This window comes from Bacillus sp. CZDM1, from assembly GCF_055502545.1.
In genome coordinates this window covers 120,174-141,238 of the sequence record NZ_JBUESO010000009.1, presented here as the reverse complement: position 1 = coordinate 141,238, position 21,065 = coordinate 120,174, and the positions used below count along the sequence as shown (strand labels likewise).

19 protein-coding genes and 1 riboswitch are annotated in these 21,065 nt (G+C 38.0%); of the genes, 6 read left to right on the top strand and 13 right to left on the bottom strand.

What is annotated here, in order from left to right; all coding sequences use genetic code 11:
- Positions 1-25: 25 nt before the first annotated feature.
- From pdaA to cax, 7 genes are all read right to left on the bottom strand, one after another.
- Entirely contained in the window at positions 26-832 is an 807-nt protein-coding gene (gene pdaA / locus ACY3XC_RS20235; RefSeq protein ID WP_179157656.1) for a delta-lactam-biosynthetic de-N-acetylase, read from the bottom strand.
- Between the two features lie 64 nt (positions 833-896).
- The gene (locus ACY3XC_RS20230) at positions 897-1,862 is read right to left on the bottom strand and encodes a nuclease-related domain-containing protein (protein ID WP_464870126.1); all 966 of its coding nucleotides are present in this window, start codon (positions 1,860-1,862) and stop codon (positions 897-899) included.
- 733 nt (positions 1,863-2,595) lie between these two features.
- Positions 2,596-4,140 (bottom strand): fumarate hydratase, encoded by a 1,545-nt coding sequence (locus tag ACY3XC_RS20225; protein ID WP_464870125.1) that lies wholly within the window; start codon positions 4,138-4,140, stop codon positions 2,596-2,598.
- 130 nt (positions 4,141-4,270) lie between these two features.
- The gene (locus ACY3XC_RS20220; protein ID WP_179157658.1) at positions 4,271-4,468 is read right to left on the bottom strand and encodes an SE1561 family protein; all 198 of its coding nucleotides are present in this window, start codon (positions 4,466-4,468) and stop codon (positions 4,271-4,273) included.
- Positions 4,469-4,566: 98 nt separating this feature from the next.
- A complete protein-coding gene (locus tag ACY3XC_RS20215; protein WP_179157659.1) occupies positions 4,567-5,376 on the bottom strand; it encodes a YfkD famly protein in 810 nt (269 codons plus the stop codon).
- A gap of 93 nt (positions 5,377-5,469) precedes the next feature.
- Entirely contained in the window at positions 5,470-6,096 is a 627-nt protein-coding gene (locus ACY3XC_RS20210) for a YczE/YyaS/YitT family protein (RefSeq protein WP_464870124.1), read from the bottom strand.
- A gap of 347 nt (positions 6,097-6,443) precedes the next feature.
- Positions 6,444-7,481 carry a calcium/proton exchanger gene (cax, locus tag ACY3XC_RS20205; protein WP_464870238.1) on the bottom strand — a complete coding sequence of 346 codons (1,038 nt, stop codon included), beginning with the start codon at positions 7,479-7,481 and terminating at the stop codon, positions 6,444-6,446.
- 202 nt (positions 7,482-7,683) lie between these two features.
- On the opposite strand from cax, the gene ACY3XC_RS20200 reads away from it, so the two are divergent.
- The gene (locus tag ACY3XC_RS20200) at positions 7,684-8,865 is read left to right on the top strand and encodes an MFS transporter (protein WP_464870123.1); all 1,182 of its coding nucleotides are present in this window, start codon (positions 7,684-7,686) and stop codon (positions 8,863-8,865) included.
- 177 nt (positions 8,866-9,042) lie between these two features.
- Positions 9,043-10,959 carry a heavy metal translocating P-type ATPase gene (locus ACY3XC_RS20195; RefSeq protein WP_464870122.1) on the top strand — a complete coding sequence of 639 codons (1,917 nt, stop codon included), beginning with the start codon at positions 9,043-9,045 and terminating at the stop codon, positions 10,957-10,959.
- A gap of 206 nt (positions 10,960-11,165) precedes the next feature.
- On the opposite strand, the gene ACY3XC_RS20190 is transcribed toward ACY3XC_RS20195, so the two are convergent.
- Both ACY3XC_RS20190 and ACY3XC_RS20185 read right to left on the bottom strand, forming a co-directional pair.
- Positions 11,166-12,002: a YihY/virulence factor BrkB family protein gene (locus ACY3XC_RS20190; protein ID WP_464870121.1), complete on the bottom strand. Its 837-nt coding sequence runs from the start codon at positions 12,000-12,002 to the stop codon at positions 11,166-11,168.
- 32 nt (positions 12,003-12,034) lie between these two features.
- Positions 12,035-12,415: a YtxH domain-containing protein gene (locus ACY3XC_RS20185; RefSeq protein ID WP_464870120.1), complete on the bottom strand. Its 381-nt coding sequence runs from the start codon at positions 12,413-12,415 to the stop codon at positions 12,035-12,037.
- 230 nt (positions 12,416-12,645) lie between these two features.
- Between ACY3XC_RS20185 and ACY3XC_RS20180 the strand changes: the two genes are divergently transcribed.
- A complete protein-coding gene (locus ACY3XC_RS20180) occupies positions 12,646-12,873 on the top strand; it encodes a DUF1128 domain-containing protein (RefSeq protein ID WP_179157666.1) in 228 nt (75 codons plus the stop codon).
- 25 nt (positions 12,874-12,898) lie between these two features.
- Here the strand turns inward: ACY3XC_RS20180 and map are convergent, their stop codons facing one another.
- Positions 12,899-13,651, bottom strand: coding sequence for a type I methionyl aminopeptidase (map, locus tag ACY3XC_RS20175; protein WP_464870119.1), 753 nt, complete (start codon positions 13,649-13,651; stop codon positions 12,899-12,901).
- A 206-nt stretch (positions 13,652-13,857) separates the two neighbouring features.
- Here map and ACY3XC_RS20170 point away from each other — a divergent pair, with 206 nt between their 5' ends.
- A complete protein-coding gene (locus ACY3XC_RS20170; protein WP_179157668.1) occupies positions 13,858-14,187 on the top strand; it encodes a helix-turn-helix domain-containing protein in 330 nt (109 codons plus the stop codon).
- Positions 14,188-14,361: 174 nt separating this feature from the next.
- Here ACY3XC_RS20170 and ACY3XC_RS20165 read toward each other — a convergent pair whose 3' ends face one another.
- Positions 14,362-14,520 (bottom strand): anti-repressor SinI family protein, encoded by a 159-nt coding sequence (locus ACY3XC_RS20165; RefSeq protein WP_368737769.1) that lies wholly within the window; start codon positions 14,518-14,520, stop codon positions 14,362-14,364.
- A gap of 32 nt (positions 14,521-14,552) precedes the next feature.
- A riboswitch (cyclic di-GMP riboswitch) is annotated at positions 14,553-14,640 on the bottom strand.
- 616 nt (positions 14,641-15,256) lie between these two features.
- On the opposite strand from ACY3XC_RS20165, the gene ACY3XC_RS20160 reads away from it, so the two are divergent.
- Positions 15,257-15,421, top strand: a complete 165-nt coding sequence (locus ACY3XC_RS20160) for a hypothetical protein (RefSeq protein WP_179157669.1) — start codon at positions 15,257-15,259, stop codon at positions 15,419-15,421.
- Between the two features lie 27 nt (positions 15,422-15,448).
- Here the strand turns inward: ACY3XC_RS20160 and hutH are convergent, their stop codons facing one another.
- Entirely contained in the window at positions 15,449-16,966 is a 1,518-nt protein-coding gene (gene hutH, locus ACY3XC_RS20155) for a histidine ammonia-lyase (protein ID WP_179157670.1), read from the bottom strand.
- A 297-nt stretch (positions 16,967-17,263) separates the two neighbouring features.
- Complete coding sequence (locus ACY3XC_RS20150) at positions 17,264-19,453, bottom strand: DNA topoisomerase III (protein WP_464870118.1); 2,190 nt, start codon at positions 19,451-19,453, stop codon at positions 17,264-17,266.
- A 171-nt stretch (positions 19,454-19,624) separates the two neighbouring features.
- Between ACY3XC_RS20150 and ACY3XC_RS20145 the strand changes: the two genes are divergently transcribed.
- Positions 19,625-20,896 (top strand): MDR family MFS transporter, encoded by a 1,272-nt coding sequence (locus tag ACY3XC_RS20145; protein ID WP_464870117.1) that lies wholly within the window; start codon positions 19,625-19,627, stop codon positions 20,894-20,896.
- Positions 20,897-21,065 lie beyond the last annotated feature (169 nt).

Sequence of the window (21,065 nt, the reverse complement as noted above, 5' to 3'; positions counted from 1 at the left end):
TACTCGAATCCAGCTTTCCTACTCATTATTTTCTCCAGAAACTCGGTATGATCCTTGCAATACCTTTCTTTTCCGGTTTGAATTCATCCAGACTTTTAAATTTATAGCCTTTCTTTTTCAAATCTTTAATAACGGTTTCTAAAGCATCAGCGTTATCCTTCGATACTGTGTGCAGCAATAAGATACAGCCAGGGTGGATTTGTCTCATAATGTTATCATATGAATATTGCCAGCCTCTTTGAGAGTTGGTATTCCAGTCCACAAACGCCAGCGACCAGAAGACATGCGTGTAGCCTTCCTCCTTCGCAATTTGCATGGTTCTCTCACTAAAAACCCCCCGAGGCGGACGTAAATACTTCATCTTCTTTTGACCTGTTATCTCTTTTGTTTTAACCTTAACTTTTCTAAGTTCTTCACGAATTCGCTCATCACTGATTTGTGTCATATTGGGATGGTGCCAGGAATGGTTTCCAATGAGATGACCTTCATCCACCATCCGCTTTGTCAATTCGGGTTGAGATAATAAATAATGCCCCGTCACAAAAAAAGTTGCCGGCACTTTTTCCTTCTTTAAAACATCCAATACTTGAGCCGTATAACCTGCTTCGTACCCATTATCAAAGGTAAGATAAAGCGTCTTCGAGTCTGGGTCTCCTTTAAAAAAGGCACCGTATTTATCAAGTATTTTTTCATACTCTGCACCAGCATCGGGCGGCTCTTCATCTACAGCTTTCTTAAATCCCCAATTGATTGGCTTATTGGGAGCGGAACCATATGTTACCTGAGGCACCATTAACAGCAGCAAACTAAGGATGCACAATAATTTCTTCATCCGTGTTCCCCCTATTTTCTTTTTTATAGTGTTTGTTTACCTATAGGGAAACATGATTAGTATTTTAAGGAAAAAGGATCGGCTGGTGGTAGATACTGTCACTAGTACGGCCTGTTCGAGTAAAGTTAAGGAAGGATAATATGTATCCAGCGGCCCTTGGGGAAGAAAGATTGAGGAACTTCCTGATTTCAGAATTCGTAAACCATGGTTTGAAGATTAAAAAATAATCGTATATAGCTCTAGTATGGGCATCCTTTGAAATAATTTGACACGCAGGGCACATCCATCTATTTCTATTATAATCCATTGGGGCAAATAAACATTCTGGGCATTGAACTCCAATAATAATATCGGATTCCCGAATTTGGAAAAGTTTAAGTATATCTACCCTTTTTGGTGTGTGGTCTCTTAAAAGCAGGTTACTTACTTTTAAAATATCTTGTTCGCTCACCCATATTTTTTTATAGTAACCCTCCAATTCCTCGATCTTTTTTATTAAATCATGTGACTTACAAATTTTATTTTCCGCTTCTTTGTAACCTGGAGTTATAATAATTTCACTGGACGATCTCGTAAAGACAACTAAATTATCCATAAAAATAGGAGGTAATTTATTTCTCTCTGTCCAATTTTTCAATAATATTTTGTGCCGATTCGTCTGGGAAATAGGATTCTCATAAATCTCTCTTGTGTCAGCAGTTTCTTGAATCATTTGATTTTTTTCAATGGTTATTTTGCCTGAGTGATTCTTTCCATCAAGAATAATAAGAATATTGGGCGCAAGGAGCAGTACATCAATTTGAAAAAATGTTTCGCCTGCAGGGAGTCGGAGGTCATGTAAAATGTGGTATTTATGATGAGGAATTTGCCCCAATTGATAATTTAATTCTTTTTCGCCATTATAACCTGACTTTAATATTTTTATGTTATTTTTTATTTCATGCATTTTTTCATGATTTATCTTTAACCTTCTTTCTAAAGCCTCGGCCTGTTGTAATGGTATTGGTGTCGTTAAATTTTTATCAAACAATAAAGTCCCTCCTAAATGGTTTGATGTAACTTTTCTATATCAATTTGGCATATCCTTCTTATATTTCAGTTTTATTATGAAGCTTTAGTGACAATTTATAATTTTCCATATTAGTTTGTTGTTTTATTTTTGGGGAACTTTACATGTTCTACACAAAAAAGTACAGGTTCTACATAAAACTGTACATGTTCTACACAAAACCGGACTGGTTCTACAAATCCAAACCTGCTTCTACACAAAACCGTACAGCTTCTACATAAAACCGGACTGGTTCTACAAATCCAAACCTGCTTCTACACAAAACCGTACAGCTTCTACATAAAACCGGACTGGTTCTACAAATCCAAACCTGCTTCTACACAAAACCGTACAGCTTCTACATAAAACCGGACTGGTTCTACAAATCCAAACCTGCTTCTACACAAAACCGTACAGCTTCTACATAAAACCGTACAGCTTCTACATAAAACCATACAGCTTCTACACAAACCCATACAGCTTCTACACAAAACCGTACTGGTTCTACAAATCCAAACCTGCTTCTACACAAAACCGTACAGCTTCTACACAAAACCGTACAGCTTCTACACAAACCCATACAGCTTCTACACAAAACTGGACTAGTTCTACAAAACCAAACCTGCTTCTACACAAAACTATACAGCTTCTACAAAACACTCCCCCAACCCATAAAAAAGAGCAGACCCCATATTAGAGCCTGCCCGCCAATTTTTTAGTTAAATACGCGATCCTTAAATTGTGCTAATTTTTCTAATGAAGACTTGTCTACATCTGCATGCAGGCTGTTTCCGTGTGAGTCCATGGTTACGACGGCTGTGAAGCCCTCTACTCGCAGGTGCCACATTGCTTCTGGGATACCAAATTGCATCAAGTCAACACCTTCAACGCCCTTGATACAATCTGCATAATATTGTGCAGCGCCGCCGATAGCATTCAGGTAGACACCGCCATGTTCTTTGAGAGCAGCCAATGTACGTGGTCCCATTCCGCCTTTTCCGATAACAGCGCGGATTCCAAATTTCTTCATAATGTCACCTTGGTAAGGCTCCTCACGAATACTTGTGGTTGGGCCAGCCGCTTTAACATGCCAGACATCTTCTTTATCCTTCAACATAACTGGACCACAGTGGTAGATGACTTGTCCATTTAAATCCACTGGTGAATCATGATCTGACAGGTATTTATGAATGGCGTCACGGCCTGTATACATCATACCGTTAATTTGAACAACATCGCCAACCTTCAATTCGCGAATTTGTTCCTCCGTGATTGGTGCTTGGAGAGAGATAACATCATTGGCACGAGCGGCAGCTGTTTCTTTCTCAGCTTCTGTTTCAGTGAAATCAATGAAATCGCCTTCCTGGTACATCCATTCATTAATTTCTCCGGACACTGGGTCTACACTTACGCCTAAACGGCGGAATGCCCAACAGTTGTAAGCGACAGATACATAGAAGCTTGCTGGAATTCGATTCATAACCCCAACCTTACAGCCTAACAACGTTGCTTCTCCGCCAAATCCCATCGTGCCGATTCCTAATTTATTTGCATTTTCCAGAACGTACTCTTCTAACGCGTGTAACTCTTCGTTTGGATTAACATCGTCTAAAGAGCGGAATAATTGTTCTTTTGCTAAATCATAACCTGATGAACGGTCGCCGCCGATCCCTACTCCAATAAAACCAGCGCTGCAGCCTTGTCCTTGAGCCTGATAGACAGAGTGCATAACACATTTACGAATACCATCAAGGTCACGCCCTGCTCGGCCAAGTCCTTCTAACTCGCATGGAAGACTATATTGGATGTTTTTATTTTCACATCCGCCGCCTTTTAAAATCAGACGAACATCAATATAATCCTTTTCCCATTGATCAAATTTAATAACCGGTAACCCAGCTCCTAGATTGTCACCACTGTTTTCACCTGTTAGGGAATCAACAGAATTAGGACGCAGTTTTCCTTCTTTGGTTGCGATTACAATGGCATTTTTGATCGCTTCTTTTAATTCTAATTGGTTTACACCAACTGGAGTTTTAATTTTAAATGTTGGTAATCCTGTATCCTGGCAAATAGGTGAGACTTGATCATCTGCCATTTTAATGTTATTGGTAATGGTAGCAAGGCTCATCGCTGCACTTGTGCCTGCGTTTTCCTTTTCCTTTGCCGCACTAACTGCACGGCGTACATCTTTTGGAAGCTTTGTAGAAGTTTCAACTACTAATTTGTACATACTCTCCTGAAATTTCTCGATATTCACCTAAAGTACCCCTTTCCCCTTGTCCGATTCGCAATCTATTTAAAAATTACAACTATTTGACGATATTATTATACTCCTATAAGCAATTGATTGAAAGATAAAGGTTTTCCCAATAGAAAAGAGCCTGTAATTAAACAGACTCTGGAGCTTCACGATGATTGAATTCCTTACACTTGTTTTCTAATTCATCAATCATTTTAATTAAATTATCGATATCATCAAGATCCGTATCCTCTGGATCGATTGCATCCAATACGTCTAGGAACATGTTCAATCTCTGCTTTAAAAAACTAACTTGTGAATTTTTCTCATGAGTCGGACTGCCCAAAGTTGATTCTCCCCCTTCTATATCAATATCCTACACTTTCTGCAGCTCTTTTTCAAAAAAGAACCCCTACTTAACTTGGCAGGAGTTCTTTCTCCAAATCATCTTGGTCTTTCTGATGCAGCAAAACCAAATGAAACATGATCCTGTACCGGAATCCATGCTCCAATTCCTTGGGAGGTTACATTTTTAATGACGATAATTTTTTTACTACCCTTAAGCATTAAATAAACTTCACCATAGGTGACTTTGCCTTTTTCATTGACCGCAGGTGCATAGGCATATAAGTATCCTAGTCGATTAACTGGGATATTGTAGACATGATCGTTCTTCGTTCCTGATCCAATAATCGTTTCAAATGCCAGCGGAAGATGTGTTTTTTCCATTGCCTTTAACAGCATCATCTTTTTAACATCCTCTGCATTTGCGATTTTCGCGGTTAATCCGCCACGGATAATTTTTTGAGCCTCTTGTACATAATGAATCTGGTAAGGTACTTTACCGCCGCGATTATCATAGTAGTTTGTATTAATTTTTTGATACTCCCAGTTTGGAGCGGTTTCGGTTGATTCGTAATTTAATGGCCATTGTCCAAGGTAGACAATTGCACGATAACCGATTGCAAATGGTGTGCTATTAATACTGGATTCATTGAGCATGCGTATTAAATCGGGATTTTCAATCTTCACCTTTGATGAATCAATCAGCTTTTTCGTTAATTCACTAGGCTGCAAGGTAGGTAAGTCCTGTGTTGAATTGGGGTACGTATTTTCCTTCGTAATATTACGAACCGAAGCAGGAACTTGATAGTTTGCTGGTTCCTTTTTTGCATTTGCCTTTTCAGCAGAAGCAGTTGGAAGAAAAGCTAAAAGTAATAGCAGTGTTATAACGACAGGGATAAACTTTTTCACAAAGAAAAACTCCTTTCACAATATAGCAGTACTAAGTCTGCTCATAGTGTTTTCGGAGTTGAAAACTTTTATCCATTACAGCGAAATATTTCATTATTTCCCCTGATAATTTCCTTCTATCAGTCTTTGCATTAATTTTTCAAAATAAGGGAAACACAGTTGAACAAAGGGACCTATAGTAAAAGTGATAATGATTGTACCTATACCGATGGGTCCTTGTAGAATCAGTGCTGGGATTAAAGCAATAATTTCTCCAATCGTCTTTGCCATCATTAAACTTACTCGAAAACGTTCTCTAATGGCCATCATAAAACCATCAATCGGACTAGAAGGAAACTTTGCTTGTAAATAGATAGCCGCACCAAGCCCTATGATGAAAATTCCAAGAAGTAAGGTAACGAATTTTATCATTAATCCATAAACCACAAATGACTCAAATACAAAAAACATCCATAAATCCACTAAAGATCCAATTAAGATGATCGTTAATAGCGATAGTAGCTCCGGTCTTCTTTTTACCAATAAGGAATTTACAAATACTAACACTGCACCTTCGATGATGATCCAGCTGCCAATCGTCAAACCTATCCATTCAGTAAGTGCAACATTCAGTGCATCCCAAGCCCCAGCTCCCAACTCAGCTTTGATGGTTAAACAAACACCGAATGTCATAATCATTAATCCTACAACAAAAAATAATGAGCGGTACAATAATGCCATTTTTTTCTCCTTAAAAAATTAATCAGAACATTTACAAAATTCAAATAACCAGTTATAATATACTTAACCTTTAAAGAAGGAGGGCAGTAATCAATCGACGAACCATTTACCATTAAGGAGGTTGGGATTCCACTCATATATGAAAATTCAACACTCGTGTTTTTCTATTATAAATTAAACATGAAGGTTGGTGATTGATGGGCCCACGTAAACGCGATTGGTTTTACCCCATATAGCATATGCTCGATCATTATAGCATATTTCCAAGATTTACCCTTACATCGAATGACTAATTAATAAAAGACTCTGTGCCGACTTGGCTCAGAGTCTTTTTACATGATTCTGTTTTATAGCAGGAAAAAACCTATGCCCATAATCAAGTAGGCCGCAAGTAAGGTCAGTCCCTCAAACCAGTTTGATTCTCCGTCATTCGAGATTACAATCATGAGCAGTACCGAGGTTACCATGGCAATTAACTCTGGCATGGTAAAAACAAGCGGCATAGTTTTGGTAAAGAAAAGCGAGATTAAGACTAATACTGGAGCAACAAACATGGCAATTTGGAGTGTTGAACCGATAGCAATCTCTACCGCAATATCCATTTTATTTTTAAAGGCCATGACGATAGCAGACGCGTGTTCAGCTGCGTTACCAACAATGGCAACGATAATAACCCCTATGAATAACTCCGTCCAGCCAAATGATTCCGCTACATATTCAAATGTATGAACAAGATTTTCAGATATATAGGCAACAGCTAAAGTGGCTGCCAATAGAACACCAATAGCCTTACCTTTACCCCACTCAGGCTCTTCCTCATGGTGTGTTTCAGCATTCTCGCTTTGATAGACCCCTCGATGAGTAACCAGTTTAAAGAAAAGAGCTGCTAGATAAAGTAAGATTAGAATAAGTGAGATCCCGATGCTTAGAGTTAATGTTTTCGCCTCATTCATTTCCATTGAAAAAACTTCTGGTATTACAAATGCAACGATGACCGCAAACATGAGCAGACCGGAATTATGGCGTGCATCATGTACATTAAATTTTTGCCTTTTAAATTTTAATCCTCCAATAAAAAATGATAATCCAGCAACTAGGAGCAGGTTACCGAGTACAGAACCCGTTAAGGACGCGAGAACAACTCCAACCAATCCTTCCTTTAAAGCAAAGATTGAAATGATTAATTCCACTGCATTTCCAAAAGTAGCATTAAGGAGTCCGCCTACCCGTGGTCCAGCGACAATCGCCAAACTCTCCGTTGCCCTCCCCATATAGCTGGCAAGGGCGATAATTGAAATACAATAAACAACAAAAAGAATCATGGTTGGCCATTGCATGAGTGTCCCAATCACGGAAAGCGGGACACCAATAAAAGTAAGCAGCATAAATATTTTTCCCACTATTATCCCTCCTAACATCATATAAAACAATAAGGATAAAAACGTAAAAATTGTATAAAAATCCCTACAAATTGAGAATACTCTTTTTTTCCATTCATTAAAAGAGTGAAGAAAATTTTGCTTGCAAATGCCTTATTTTCTCGTTACCATCGAATGGGTATCAATATCATACTAATGAGGATCATATATGAATAAAAAAAATAATTTTCGATTTTGGATTCTAGTGACCATAGTCGCCATTTCTGGTTTTTCACAAGGAATGCTTCTTCCACTTATTGCCGTTATTTTTGAACAAAGCGGGGTATCCTCCTCCCTTAATGGATTAAATGCCACTGCGCTCTATATTGGAATTCTTCTCGTTTCACCCTTTATGGAAGCACCGCTGCGCAAATATGGGTATAAACCAACGATTATACTCGGCGGCGGGCTTGTGGTGCTTGCCCTTACGTTGTTTCCATTGTGGAAATCCTTTTGGTTTTGGTTTTTCTTGCGAGCCATCATAGGGATTGGGGATCATGCCTTACATTTTGCTACCCAAACCTGGATTACCTCTTCTTCTCCAACCGAAAAAAGAGGGCGGAATATTTCCTTGTACGGCTTATTTTTTGGGATTGGATTTGCAAGCGGACCTTTGATGACACCACTTGTAAATATTAATGAGGCCTTGCCATTCATCGTTTCCTCTATTTTATGTTTAATCGGCTGGGTATTTGTCTTTACATTAAAGAACGAGTTTCCAGAACAGGAAGTAGAGATTAATTCATTCTTCAACACCATCAAACGATTTAGAACAACGATGAAATATGGATGGGTCGCTTTTCTTCCTCCCTTCTGCTACGGTTTTTTAGAATCTTCTTTAAACGGCAGCTTTCCGGTATATGCACTAAGAAGGGATATTGACGTAGCAAGTGTTTCCTTAGTATTAACTGCCTTTGCCATTGGCAGTATCATTACGCAGCTGCCATTAGGTGTGCTTAGTGATTCTTATGGTCGAAGAAATGTATTAATGATTGTGCTTTCCCTAGGATTTCTAACTTTTACATCTGCGAGCATATTTGAACATTCCTTTATTGGACTTTTCGTTTCCTTCCTCCTATCGGGAATGGTAGTGGGCTCAACATTTTCACTTGGAATCAGCTATATGACAGATTTAGTACCAAAGAATTTGTTAGCAACAGGAAATTTGTTATGCGGTATTTTCTTTAGTTTAGGAAGTTTGAGCGGACCGATTATTGGCGGGTTATTTATTCAGTTTTTCCAAAAAGTAAGTTTCTTTTATATAATTAGTACCATGTTACTTACCTTATCCATCATTATTTACGCTTTCGGCAAGAAAACTTTTTCAATGATAGAGCAGCATAATTCTTAAATCTTTTTGGAGCATATTTATATAATAAACATACATTGTATGATAAAATTAATTTAATTTAATAATTGTTTTTGGAACAGTGCTGTCATCTTAATTGATGACAGCTTTCGTGTTTTTTAGGGGTAATGATTTTGATTATTTTTCTCAATTAGATTTAAAATGGGGAGGGAACTGATAATGAGTACGGATGCTAAAAGATTAACTAAAGGGATTCCAAAGGTAGGGTTTATTGAAAAAATAAAACCACATGCAGAACTTATTGCTGCTGGACTAAGTGGTGTTTTCATCGCAGCAGGATGGATTACAGATAAAATGGGTGATCAAGTTGCTTCAATTGTCTTTTATTTATTGGCCTTTGTAATTGGCGGCTTCGCCAAAGCCAAGGAAGGAATTGAAGCTACCTATGAAAACAGGCAACTAAACGTTGAAATGCTGATGATTTTTGCAGCGATTGGTTCTGCAATAATTGGCTATTGGACAGAAGGCGCTATTTTGATTTTTATATTTGCCGTTAGTGGTGCATTAGAGACCTATACTATGAACAAGAGTCACAAAGAGATTTCCTCGCTAATGAAGCTTCAGCCGGAAGAGGCTCTTCTTATTAATAAAGGGATTGAAAGGCGTGTACCTGTTTCCGAGCTAAACGTTGGCGACCAGATCCTCGTTAAGCCTGGAGAAAGAATCCCTTCAGATGGCGTCATTAAGAATGGTTATACGAACATTGATGAAGCTGCAATTACTGGGGAATCGATGCCTGTTTCAAAAGGCCTAGATAAGGAAGTATTTGCGGGGACGGTAAATTTAACAGGTGCCATCACTGTCCAAACAACAAAAGCAAGTAATGAAACACTCTTTCATAAAATAATTGAACTTGTGCAATCCGCTCAAAGTGAAAAATCTCCATCACAGCTGTTTATTGAACGCTTTGAAGGGACCTATGTAAAAACCGTATTAGCTGCTGTTTTGTTGATGATGTTCCTCCCCTATTTCCTGCTTGATTGGAGCTGGAATGAGTCGTTTTATCGGGCAATGATACTCTTGGTGGTCGCATCTCCTTGTGCTCTGGTTGCGTCGATTATGCCTGCAACATTGTCTGCTATTTCAAATGGCGCAAAACGAGGAATTCTAGTCAAAGGCGGTGTGCATTTAGAGAACCTCAGCCACGTAGAAGCGATTGCCTTCGACAAAACAGGTACGCTGACAAAAGGAAAACCTGAGGTTACCGAAATAATCGTTAATGAAAACTTTGATAAGAGGGAGATTTTATGGAAGACCGCATCAATTGAAAATCAATCGAATCATCCTCTTGCACAGTCCATCGTCAAGTACGTGAAAGAAAATCTTGAACGTGACCTTGTTCATCCTGAAAACCTTGAGGATGTTTCAGGGTGGGGCGTAAAAGCGGTAATAAATGGTGAACAGTGGAAAATAGGCAAAGCTGATTTTGTTGGAAAAGAGGCTGCCCTAACATTCGCTGCCGGCAAAGCGGCTGACCTTGCAAGCCAAGGCAATACACTTGTATTTGTGCAAGTTAACGATTGCTTAGCCGCGATGATTGCTTTAAAAGATGTTGTGAGACAAGAAACAAAGCTTGCCATCGACCATTTAAAGCAACAAGGTATTTACACGGTCATGCTAACTGGCGATAGTGAGAAAACAGCAAGTGCCATTGCAGGAGAAAGTCATGTGAATCAGTTCTTTGCTGAATGTCTGCCTGAAGAAAAAGTGGAGCAGCTCAAAAAGCTGAAGGAAAAATACAAAACCATCGCGATGGTGGGCGATGGAATTAATGACGCTCCGGCATTAGCCATTGCAAATGTTGGTATTGCAATGGGTGAAGGCTCGGATGTTGCCCTTGAAACAGCGGATGTCGTCCTAATGAAAAATGATCTACCAAGAATAGCAGAAGCCATTCATCTTTCGAAACGGATGAATCGGATTATAAAACAAAATGTTATCTTCTCCATCACGGTGATCATGATTTTAATTTCTTCAAACTTTTTTCAATTGCTCGATTTGCCGTTTGGTGTTATTGGTCATGAAGGCAGTACTATTCTTGTGATTCTCAACAGTTTAAGACTTTTAAAAAATTAATGAACCGGGCTTTTCAGCCCGGTTCTATTTAATGATATCCGTTGCTGCCGTTAGCAGATCCAGATGTTTTATTTCCTTTACTGCCTTTACCCTTTTGTTTTGTGCCGCCATCTTTTTTTGTTTGTTTTGTCATGGTGAGCCCCCTATTTGTTTTCTGTTCCCCACCTATATTGTTTACAATAAAGTATTTTTCATAAAGAGAAATTTTAACAGTTGGATTTATTCTTCTCACTATAGAAAGCATTTATCTCACCGCCGAGAATGATAATAAACCCCGATATGTATAACCAAATTAGTAAAACAATAATAGCTCCAATACTTCCATAGGTCAGTGAAAAGTTGTTAAATTTACTCACGTAATAGGATAAAGCATAGGATGAAAGGATCCAGCCAACAGTTGCAAAACCGGCTCCTGGGAATGCACTCCTGCAGCGTAATTTAACATTGGGAGCAATCCAATATAATCCAGTAAAGATTAAAAATAATATAAGGGCACTGATGACTAATCTTAACATTTCCCAAATACGCAGGAATTCCATTTGAAAACCTAAATAGGAGAAAAGAAATATTCCAATTTCCCTTCCGAATATCGGAAGTAAAACGGCCACAATAAAAACTAAAATCATCCCGATGGTCAGCACGATGGCCATCGCTCTAGAAACAATAAAAGAACGGCTTTCTTTCACATTGTATGCTTTGTTAAAAGCTCTTACTAGGGCATGAATTCCATTAGATGCCGACCAAATGGTACCAATAACACCGAATGAAAGTAATCCGCCATTTCGATTATTCATGACATAATTTACATTCTTTTCAATTAGATCCATCGTCTGAGGTGGAGCAAAGTCACCTATCCCCCCAAGTATATCTAGGTGTTGAATGGGCAGATATGGCAGTAATGTAAAAATGAAAATAAGGAGTGGAAATAGCGAAAGAAGAAAGAAATAGGCAAGCTGCGCTGATAAACCTGGAATATCATCTTCTTCTATCCGGTGCCATAACAGCCTTAACAAAGATTTACGAACATTCACTGCTTTCTCCATTTCTCACCTCTCCTTTTTAACGCATCCAATTGTTACTTTTCAGTTGAACCATCTTCCACAACAACCTCTTTTAACAGTTCTTTTACGTCTGAATCCTCATGATTAGAAAAAGTACTCTTCGTCTCTTTCACAATTTCCTTTACTTGGGGAGTTAACTCACGGAGTTCGTCCACTTTTCCCGTAATATAAGAAATGTCCTCGCTAACCTGCTCAATCGTGCTTCTAAATTTTTCAGCAGTCTCTTTAACATTTTCTGTGATTTCCTTAGGATGGCGAACAGCATAAGATACTTGCTCATACGCCTTTTTCGCATTCACCCTCATATCCTGTCGTGTTTTTTTATCTAATAAGCTTAGAGCTCCACCCGCTATCGCTCCATAGAACATACCTTTAAAAAATAAATTTTTACCCATTTTTAACCTCTCCTTCCATATGGTTTTTATCATCCATTTCATCACTATGAAAAAAATACCAACTTTCATCACTTTATATTTTGCTTTAAGCTTGCAGTCAAAAGCAAGAGAAGGGCAGATATTTATCTATTTATTTTGTAAACCTTAATAAAAGAAGCTGCCCAAGTTTAGATTGACATCTAGTAGTGAAAATGAAAAGATAAAGTTACGTATGTTGAAAGGGTGACGGGATGAATTTATCAGAAAAGACAGTAGAAAATGTGGAATACATGATCGAACAAATTAAAGAAAAATTAAAGGTATTAAATCTTGGAGCCATTAAATCTTCACACTTTGATGAAGAAATGTATGAGGAATTAAAAGAAATCTATGAAATGGTCATGAAAAAACCTTCGTTTAGCCCAAATGAAATGCAGGCATTGGTGGAAGAACTAGGGAACCTTCGTAAGAATAAGTAAAACAGATCTCGAGGAGATCTGTTTTTTATTTATCCTGATCAGTTAATATAATCGGTCCATCCTTCGTAATGGCAATGGTATGTTCATATTGAGCAGAAAACTTACCATCAATAGTCCTAGCTGTCCATCCATTACTATCCATCTTCGTTTGGTACATTCCAGCGTTAACCATTGGCTCTATAGTAAAAACCATACCTTCTTTAATTCGTGGTCCTTTTCCAGGCAGTCCGTAATGTGGTACATCCGGTTTCTCATGAATGACAGCCCCAATTCCATGACCGATAAAGTCACGAACAACCGAAAATCCTTCCCCTTCGACATAGGTTTGAATGGCATGACCGATATCTCCAATCCTATTTCCAGGGACAGACTGTTCAATACCTTTATAGAGAGCTTCCTTTGTTACCTTTAATAAATGTTCTGTTTCTAAAGAAACTCTTCCAACAGCATAGCTCCATGCGGAATCAGCTAACCCCCCGTTATAATTGACCACCATATCGATGGTGACAATATCACCTTCTTTTAATGGTTCCTTTCTAGGAAAGCCATGGCATACCTCGTCATTAATACTGGCACAGGTAGCATATTTATAGCCCTTATAGCCCTTTTGCTGTGGGGTTGCCTTGTGTTTAGCAAGGAATTCATCAACAAACTGATCAATCTCCCAAGTTGTTACACCTGGTTTTATCATTTTTGCAATTTCTTTATGACATGATGCGAGAATTTCTCCTGCTTTTTTCATGGCATCGATTTCCCGCTGTGATTTAAGAACAATCATCCTCTTCCCAACCTTTTTTTATTATTTTTATGTATTTTTGCAGATTTGGAAACACTCTTTAATATTATCGTTATCAAACCATTATTTCAAAAAGTTTTCGCTATTTAGGAATTTTTTGTGAAAGTCAACCGTTCTTAATATGGAACTTTTTCATCTTTTCTGATAAAATTATTGTAGTAATAATAAAAATTAGGTGTGTGAGACCAATGATCGGTGATCGTGTTAAAAAACTTCGTTTAGAAAAAAAAATGTCATTATCAGAACTTGCTGAACAAGCTGGAGTTGCTAAATCCTATTTAAGCTCTCTGGAAAGAAACCTGCAAAGGAATCCGTCTATTCAGTTCCTTGAAAAAATTTCCTCTGTATTACACGTACCTGTTGAACATCTAATAAATGAACAGATTAACAAAGAAGAATTAGATAGTGATTGGATGAACATTGTAAAAGAGGCAATGGATTCTGGTGTATCGAAAGAACAATTTCGCGATTTTATTGAATTTAATAAATGGCGAATCGGTCAAAATAATGAAGAATAAAGAAAAGCGGATGGCGCCCGCCTATCGGCGACAAGCATAAGTCTAGCCGGCTGAAAGGTTGGTTTTTAACCTTTTGGACGGATTGGCTGTAGACCCGCGAGCCGATGGCGCCTAGAGTTGGACAATAAAAGAACAAAGCATACTACCATATTTGTAGTATGCTTTGTTCTTCTTTTATGTATCTTGGCGATTCTTTACTAGAACCTCTCTAACTTCGTTCTGATGGAGAAAATCAAGTATTGTTTCCTTCGAAATCCCTAGAGCTTTTGCTTCTACGATAAGAGCTAACCATTCTGCATCCATTCCACTCGTCATACCATCCGTTAGTGACACTTTCATCCACTCCTAAAATACATTTTCGTATTCCAGGCAGCCCGGCCATCATAGTAAAAAATATACCTTAGATCCTCGGCTTTGCGTCCCCATTTTTCAGTGAGTTTGCCTTTTTCTGTTTCATATTGCTCATAAATCATTGATTATTCAGTAAATTCCGTAGATAACTTTTCCTATTTCGTGATTACTATGTTCATTATATATAGTACTTTATTAGTATCGTGTTGTTTTTTGTCAAATACTTTAGTCTTTCGAACCTTTTTTTTACACAAATTCTACCAATTTTCTACATAAAAACCTTGGAGTATTCACAAAATGTAGAAAGTTTATCATTCAAATGGAAGTTTAATGGAAAATAAGGGAATTAACAGTCGAAAATAGGATGTTTACCCTAGAACTAAACTTTGAAATTAGGTTGAAAGAGCTAGAAATTACTGTGAAATTTGTTTATTTTGTGACGATTGACAATAACTGTTAACAGCATTACAATATACTAAATATTATAAATATTCAAATAATGGTGGTGATTTCAGTCTATGACAGCCATACATGTGTTGAATTTCGTAATACCAATTGCCTTTTTAGTATTTTTTGGTTTCCTTATTGACACCATGTGCAGTCCTGCAAAGTCTGATGAAAAAATTAAAGAAGAATAATTCTCTTATCCTCCTCTTCTTCACTAATAAATTTCCTTCGTTTGGGAATGATACATTCGTAGACGAAAGGAGTGTTTCATTTGGCACGTGGAGAACATTTTAATCATAAAAAGAAAGGTCATCCTGGTAATTTACCAAAGGATAACCAAACTGAAAGGCATTCAAAGGATGCCATCGGTGACGAGGAGTTCCTTGTAGTACGAGAAGCATTTAAGAATAGAGTTGAAACGGAAGAAATAGAGTAAAAGGCGTGAACTTCACGCCTTTTTTGCTTATTTTACATTATCAAATTTTTGAATGAGTTTCTTAAGATCCCATTCTTTTAGACCTTCTGCTGCCCTCTCGATGTCTTTTGAAAAGATTCGATCCTTCTTTATAGAAGGAACAAGCTCTCTTCCCTTCTCATATATCGTCTTTGTCTGGCAGGCCATTTTTTCCACCCCGCGAATCTCAACCGCCTGCATGGCACAAATGAGTTCAATTGCCAGCACTCGTCTTGCATTCTGAATGATTTGATAAGCATGTCTAGAGGCAATGGTACCCATACTCACATGATCTTCCTGATTGGCAGATGAGGGAATGGAATCGACACTTGCAGGATGGGCAAGTGTTTTATTCTCTGATACCAACGACGCGGCAGCATATTGCATAATCATCGCACCTGACTGCAATCCAGGTTCAGGACTTAGGAAAGGCGGCAGATCGTTCAACTGTGGGTTTACTAATCGCTCAATCCGTCTTTCAGATATATTTGCAAGCTCCGCTACTGCAATCTTCATAAAATCCATTGCGAATGCAATTGGCTGACCATGAAAATTCCCTCCAGAAATAACCTTTTCTCCATCATCAAAAATAAGTGGATTGTCTGTAGCCGCATTCATTTCAATTTCTAATTTTTCCTTAACATAATCAAGTGCCTGCCAGGATGCCCCGTGTACCTGTGGAATACACCTTAGAGAATAAGCGTCCTGAACACGGTATTCTCCTTGAACCGTGGTTAATAAACTATCACTAAGATACCTGCGGATTCTTGCTGCCGTATCAATCTGCTGCTGGTATCCCCTTGCTACATGAACTTCCTCAGCAAATGCATCAATGATCCCGTTTAACCCTTCCATTGTCATCGCTGCAATGAGTTCACTTTCAAATGCCAGCTGTTCAGCTTCAAGATAGCCGACCACTCCCATAGCTGTCATTGCCTGTGTTCCATTAATTAACGCAAGACCCTCTTTTGCCTCTAATGTTAGGGGCAGGATTCCTTCCATTTGAAGCGCATGGATTGACTCCATCCGATTTCCTTTGTAAAATACTTCACCTTCCCCTATCAGCACTAATGCTAAATGGGAGAGAGGAGCTAAATCACCGCTTGCACCTAAAGAACCTTGCTGAGGAATAACCGGTATGATTTCTGTATTAACCAGTTCTAAAAGTTTCTCAATCAGAATTGGCCGAACTCCTGAGTACCCTTTTAAAAGGGCATTGGCACGTAAAAGAACCATTGCTTTTGAAACAATTTCCGGAAAGGGGTCCCCCACCCCGCAAGCATGTGAGCGAATTAAATTGAGCTGTAAATCCCTGACATGCTCTTTATTGATTAATACATCACTAAACTTCCCAAATCCCGTATTAATACCGTAAACTACTTTGTGCTCGGAAACGATTCTTTCTACCGCTTCACGGCTCTTTTTTACAAGATCCATACTTTTTTCTGAAGCAAAAACCTTCTCTTTTCGATATAAAACATCTTTCATTTGATCCAATGTTAAACTTTGACCTGTTAGCATAATCATATTTCTCACCTCTACCACTTTAATAGAATAAAGAAAGAGGCTGGATTCCACATCACATTAGATTTGGAGTCCAGCCTCTTTTATTAACATATTCGAATAATATTTTGTTTTTGGATGCCTCATAGGTTATCAGTCCATTCAAATATTTTTATTCTAATAGTTATTGTATGTGATGAAAAGCTTGATTGTCAACAGAATTGTCAGAATTTTAGCACGATAATACTTTAGCACAATAATACAAAAAAGTTGAAGTGCCTATCTAAACTTCTAGATGGACACTTCAACTTTTTTAATACTTTAATCAAATTTTATCCCTTTTAATAAGTCTGCAAAGGCATTATTAATCGGTTCAGCTTCTTTTTCTTGCTGTTTTAAATACTTTTGTACAGTACGTTTATCCACTTTTCCACCAGTTTCTTTCTTGCGTCGTGCTTCAAAAGCAGATAGTTTCTCGCGATATCCACATGTACATGCGAAGATTTGACCATTACCTTCACCACGAAGTTCCATTTTCTTTTTACATTGAGGGCAGCGTGCGTTGGTTACGCGAGCAACATTCTTTTTATGACCACAGTCACGATCCTGGCAGACAAGCATTTTGCCTTTCTTGCCGTTTACCTCTAGCATTGGTTTTCCACAGTCAGGGCATGATTTTGTGGAGATGTTGTCGTGCTTGTATTTTTTATCGCTTGCTTTAATTTCTGCAACGATTTTTTTGGTATGTTCTTTCATTTCATTTATGAACACATCTTTTTTAAGTTTCCCTTTAGCAATCAGCTCAAGTTTTTGTTCCCACTCAGCTGTTGTCGCTGGCGATTTTAATTCTCCTGGTACTAAATCTAGTAACTGCCGGCCTTTAGACGTGATATAGATTTCTTTTCCACCACGTTTTTCAATTAGAAATGAATTGAATAATTTATCAATAATATCAGCGCGAGTGGCAACTGTACCAAGTCCGCCAGTTGATTTTAACGTATCTACAAGCTTCTTATCATTTGTTTCCATGTACTTCGTAGGATTTTCCATGGCTGACAGTATAGTAGCCTCTGTAAAGCGTGCAGGAGGCTTTGTTTGGCCAGATGTTTGAGCGATTAACTTTGTTATTAATACATCACCCTTTTCAAGACGAGGTAATAATTGCTCTTTAACATCATCCGTTGATTCTTCATCATCAAATCGATTTTCATACACTTCTTTCCAACCTGCATTCATTACCGTTTTTCCTTTAGCAATGAATATTTCTTCACCTATTTTTGCTTGGACTGTTAACTGCTCGTATTCAAAAGCTGGGAATAATACAGCTAAGAAACGTTTTACGACAAGGTCATATATTTTACGTTCTTTATCTGTAAACGCTGAGAATTTCACATAACCTTCCGTTGGAATGATGGCATGGTGATCACTTACTTTCCTATCATCTACAAAGGCGTTTGTTGCTTTAATTGGCTTTGCTAATACTTTATTTGCAAGAGAACGATATTCACCTGCACCACACGCCTTTAAACGCTCGGGAAGCGTACTAACAATGTCTGAAGATAAATAACGTGAATCTGTACGAGGATATGTTAACACTTTATGTTGCTCGTACAGTTTTTGCATGATATTTAGTGTTTCTTTCGCTGAATAACCAAAGATTTTATTAGCATCACGTTGTAACTCTGTTAAATCATATAGAGCAGGTGAGAATGTTTTCTTTGCTTTGCGGTCAATGGAAACAATATTTGCATCTTTACGTCCAAGTGATTTAACGATTGCATCGATTTTTTCTTTATTAAAGCTGCGACTATTACCAAACGCATCTTGCCACGTTAATTTAAGTCCATCTGTTTGAGCCTCAATGCCATAATACGTTTGAGGTTTGAAGCTCTTTATTTCATCTTCACGTGTTGCAACCATGGCAACTGTTGGTGTCTGTACACGACCACAGTTTAATTGAGCATTAAATTTAGTTGTTAATGCACGAGTTGCATTTAAACCGATGTACCAGTCTGCCTCCGAACGTGCTACTGCTGAAGCATATAAGTTTTCATAAGCTTTACCAGGCTTCAAGTTATTGAATCCATCTTTAATCGCTTTATCTGTTACAGAGGAGATCCACAGACGTTTGATTGGCTTATGAACGTTTGATTTATCAATAATCCAGCGTGCAACTAATTCTCCTTCTCTCCCTGCATCAGTAGCCACAATTATTTCATTCACATCACTACGACTTAATTGTGTTTTTACAGTATTAAACTGCTTTCCAGTTTGTTTCATGACAACTAATTTCATGCGTTCTGGAAGCATTGGAAGATCTTCTAGGTTCCATGTTTTATATTTATTATCATATACCTCAGGATCTGCTAAAGTTACTAAATGTCCCAGTGCCCAAGTGACGATATAATTGTTTCCTTCTAAAAATCCATTGCCTTTCTTCGTACACTTCAATACATTTGCAATATCACGTGCAACGGAAGGTTTCTCAGCAATTACTATACTTTTTGCCATATTTTCCGAACTCCTTTACTAACTATGTACCGTCTAATATACCATAGATTCAGTGTGGGAAAGGTATAGACACTCTTATGCACAGAAGCTCCTGCTTTTTTCTTGTATTTTCCTATTTGAGGATAGTATGATGTATTAGCTATCATACATATTGGTTTACGGAGGTACAACATGAGGATTGGAGATTGGGATCCGAATTTAAAGGTTCGCTTATTTAGCGAAGCGATGATGAACATTACGTTTTGGATGTTCTTTCCGTTTTTGACGATTTATTTCGCTGAGGCGTTTGGCAAAAATAAAGCAGGTTTTTTATTAGTATTTTCACAGATATTCTCCGTATTGGCCAACTTAATGGGTGGATATTGTGCCGATCGTTTTGGCAGGAAACGCATGATGGTTCTCTCTGCCTTTGGACAAGGACTTTCTTTTATCGCTTTTGCGGCAGCAAGTTCTCCTTGGCTTGAATCTCCTTGGGTAGGATTTATTTCCTTCGCTATTGCCGGTGTATTTGGTTCTTTTTATTGGCCTGCCAGTCAAGCAATGGTTGCAGATGTCGTTGAAGAAAAAGATAGAAGCAATGTATTTGCCATTTTCTACACGTCAATTAATATCGCAGTTGTAATTGGTCCTATTTTAGGGGCGATTTTTTATGTGAATTATCGTTTTGAAACGTTACTCTTTGCTGGTATTGTTTGTATGCTGCTTGGGTTAATATTAGCAAAATTTACGAGGGAAACCGCACCAGTACAAAAAGTCGACCCCTTCGAAGCGGAAGGTAAATGGTACTATTTCTTACAGAACCAGTTGAAAGACTATACATTAATCATAAAAGATAAAACCTTTCTACTTTTTATTATTGCAGGCGTATTAGCTGGTCAAACTTTTATGCAATTGGATTTATTATTTCCTGTTTATATGAAAGATGTAATCGGTCTTCAAACTCTGTTTTCAGTCGGAGACTGGTCATTCACTGTTAAGGGTGAGCAAGCCTTTGGAATTGTGCTTGCAGAAAATGGTTTCCTCGTTGCATTACTAACGGTTGTGATTACTAAATGGATGGGTAAATATAAAGAACGGAATGTATTTGTTCTTTCATCTGTCATTTATTCCATTTCCATTGTACTTTTTAGTCAGACTCATTGGATTTGGGGATTTATCATCGCGATGGCTGTCTTTACCTTTGCTGAGTTAATGGGAGCAGGAATTCAACAAAGCTTTGTATCCAAGCTTGCACCTGAGCATATGAGAGGACAATATTTTGCTGCTGCCAGCTTGCGATTTACAATCAGCCGCACAATTGCTCCGTTATCTATCCCAATGACCGTTTGGATAGGATATGAATGGACATTTTTTGTACTTTCCCTGCTGGCTCTTGCAAGTGCAGGTTTGTATTGGCTTATGTTTTATTCATTTGAGAAGACAACAGCATTGGATCCTAATTAGGATCCTTTTTTGTTCAAAAATTCGTCAATAAATTGTACTAAAATGTTCACATTTACCCTATTTACTTGTATAATTAAGTTGTAATCGTTTTCTATTATAAGGATGGTGGTATTGATGGAATTATCCCAATTTATGTCTCCCACTTCATGGTCAGGTATTATTACATTTC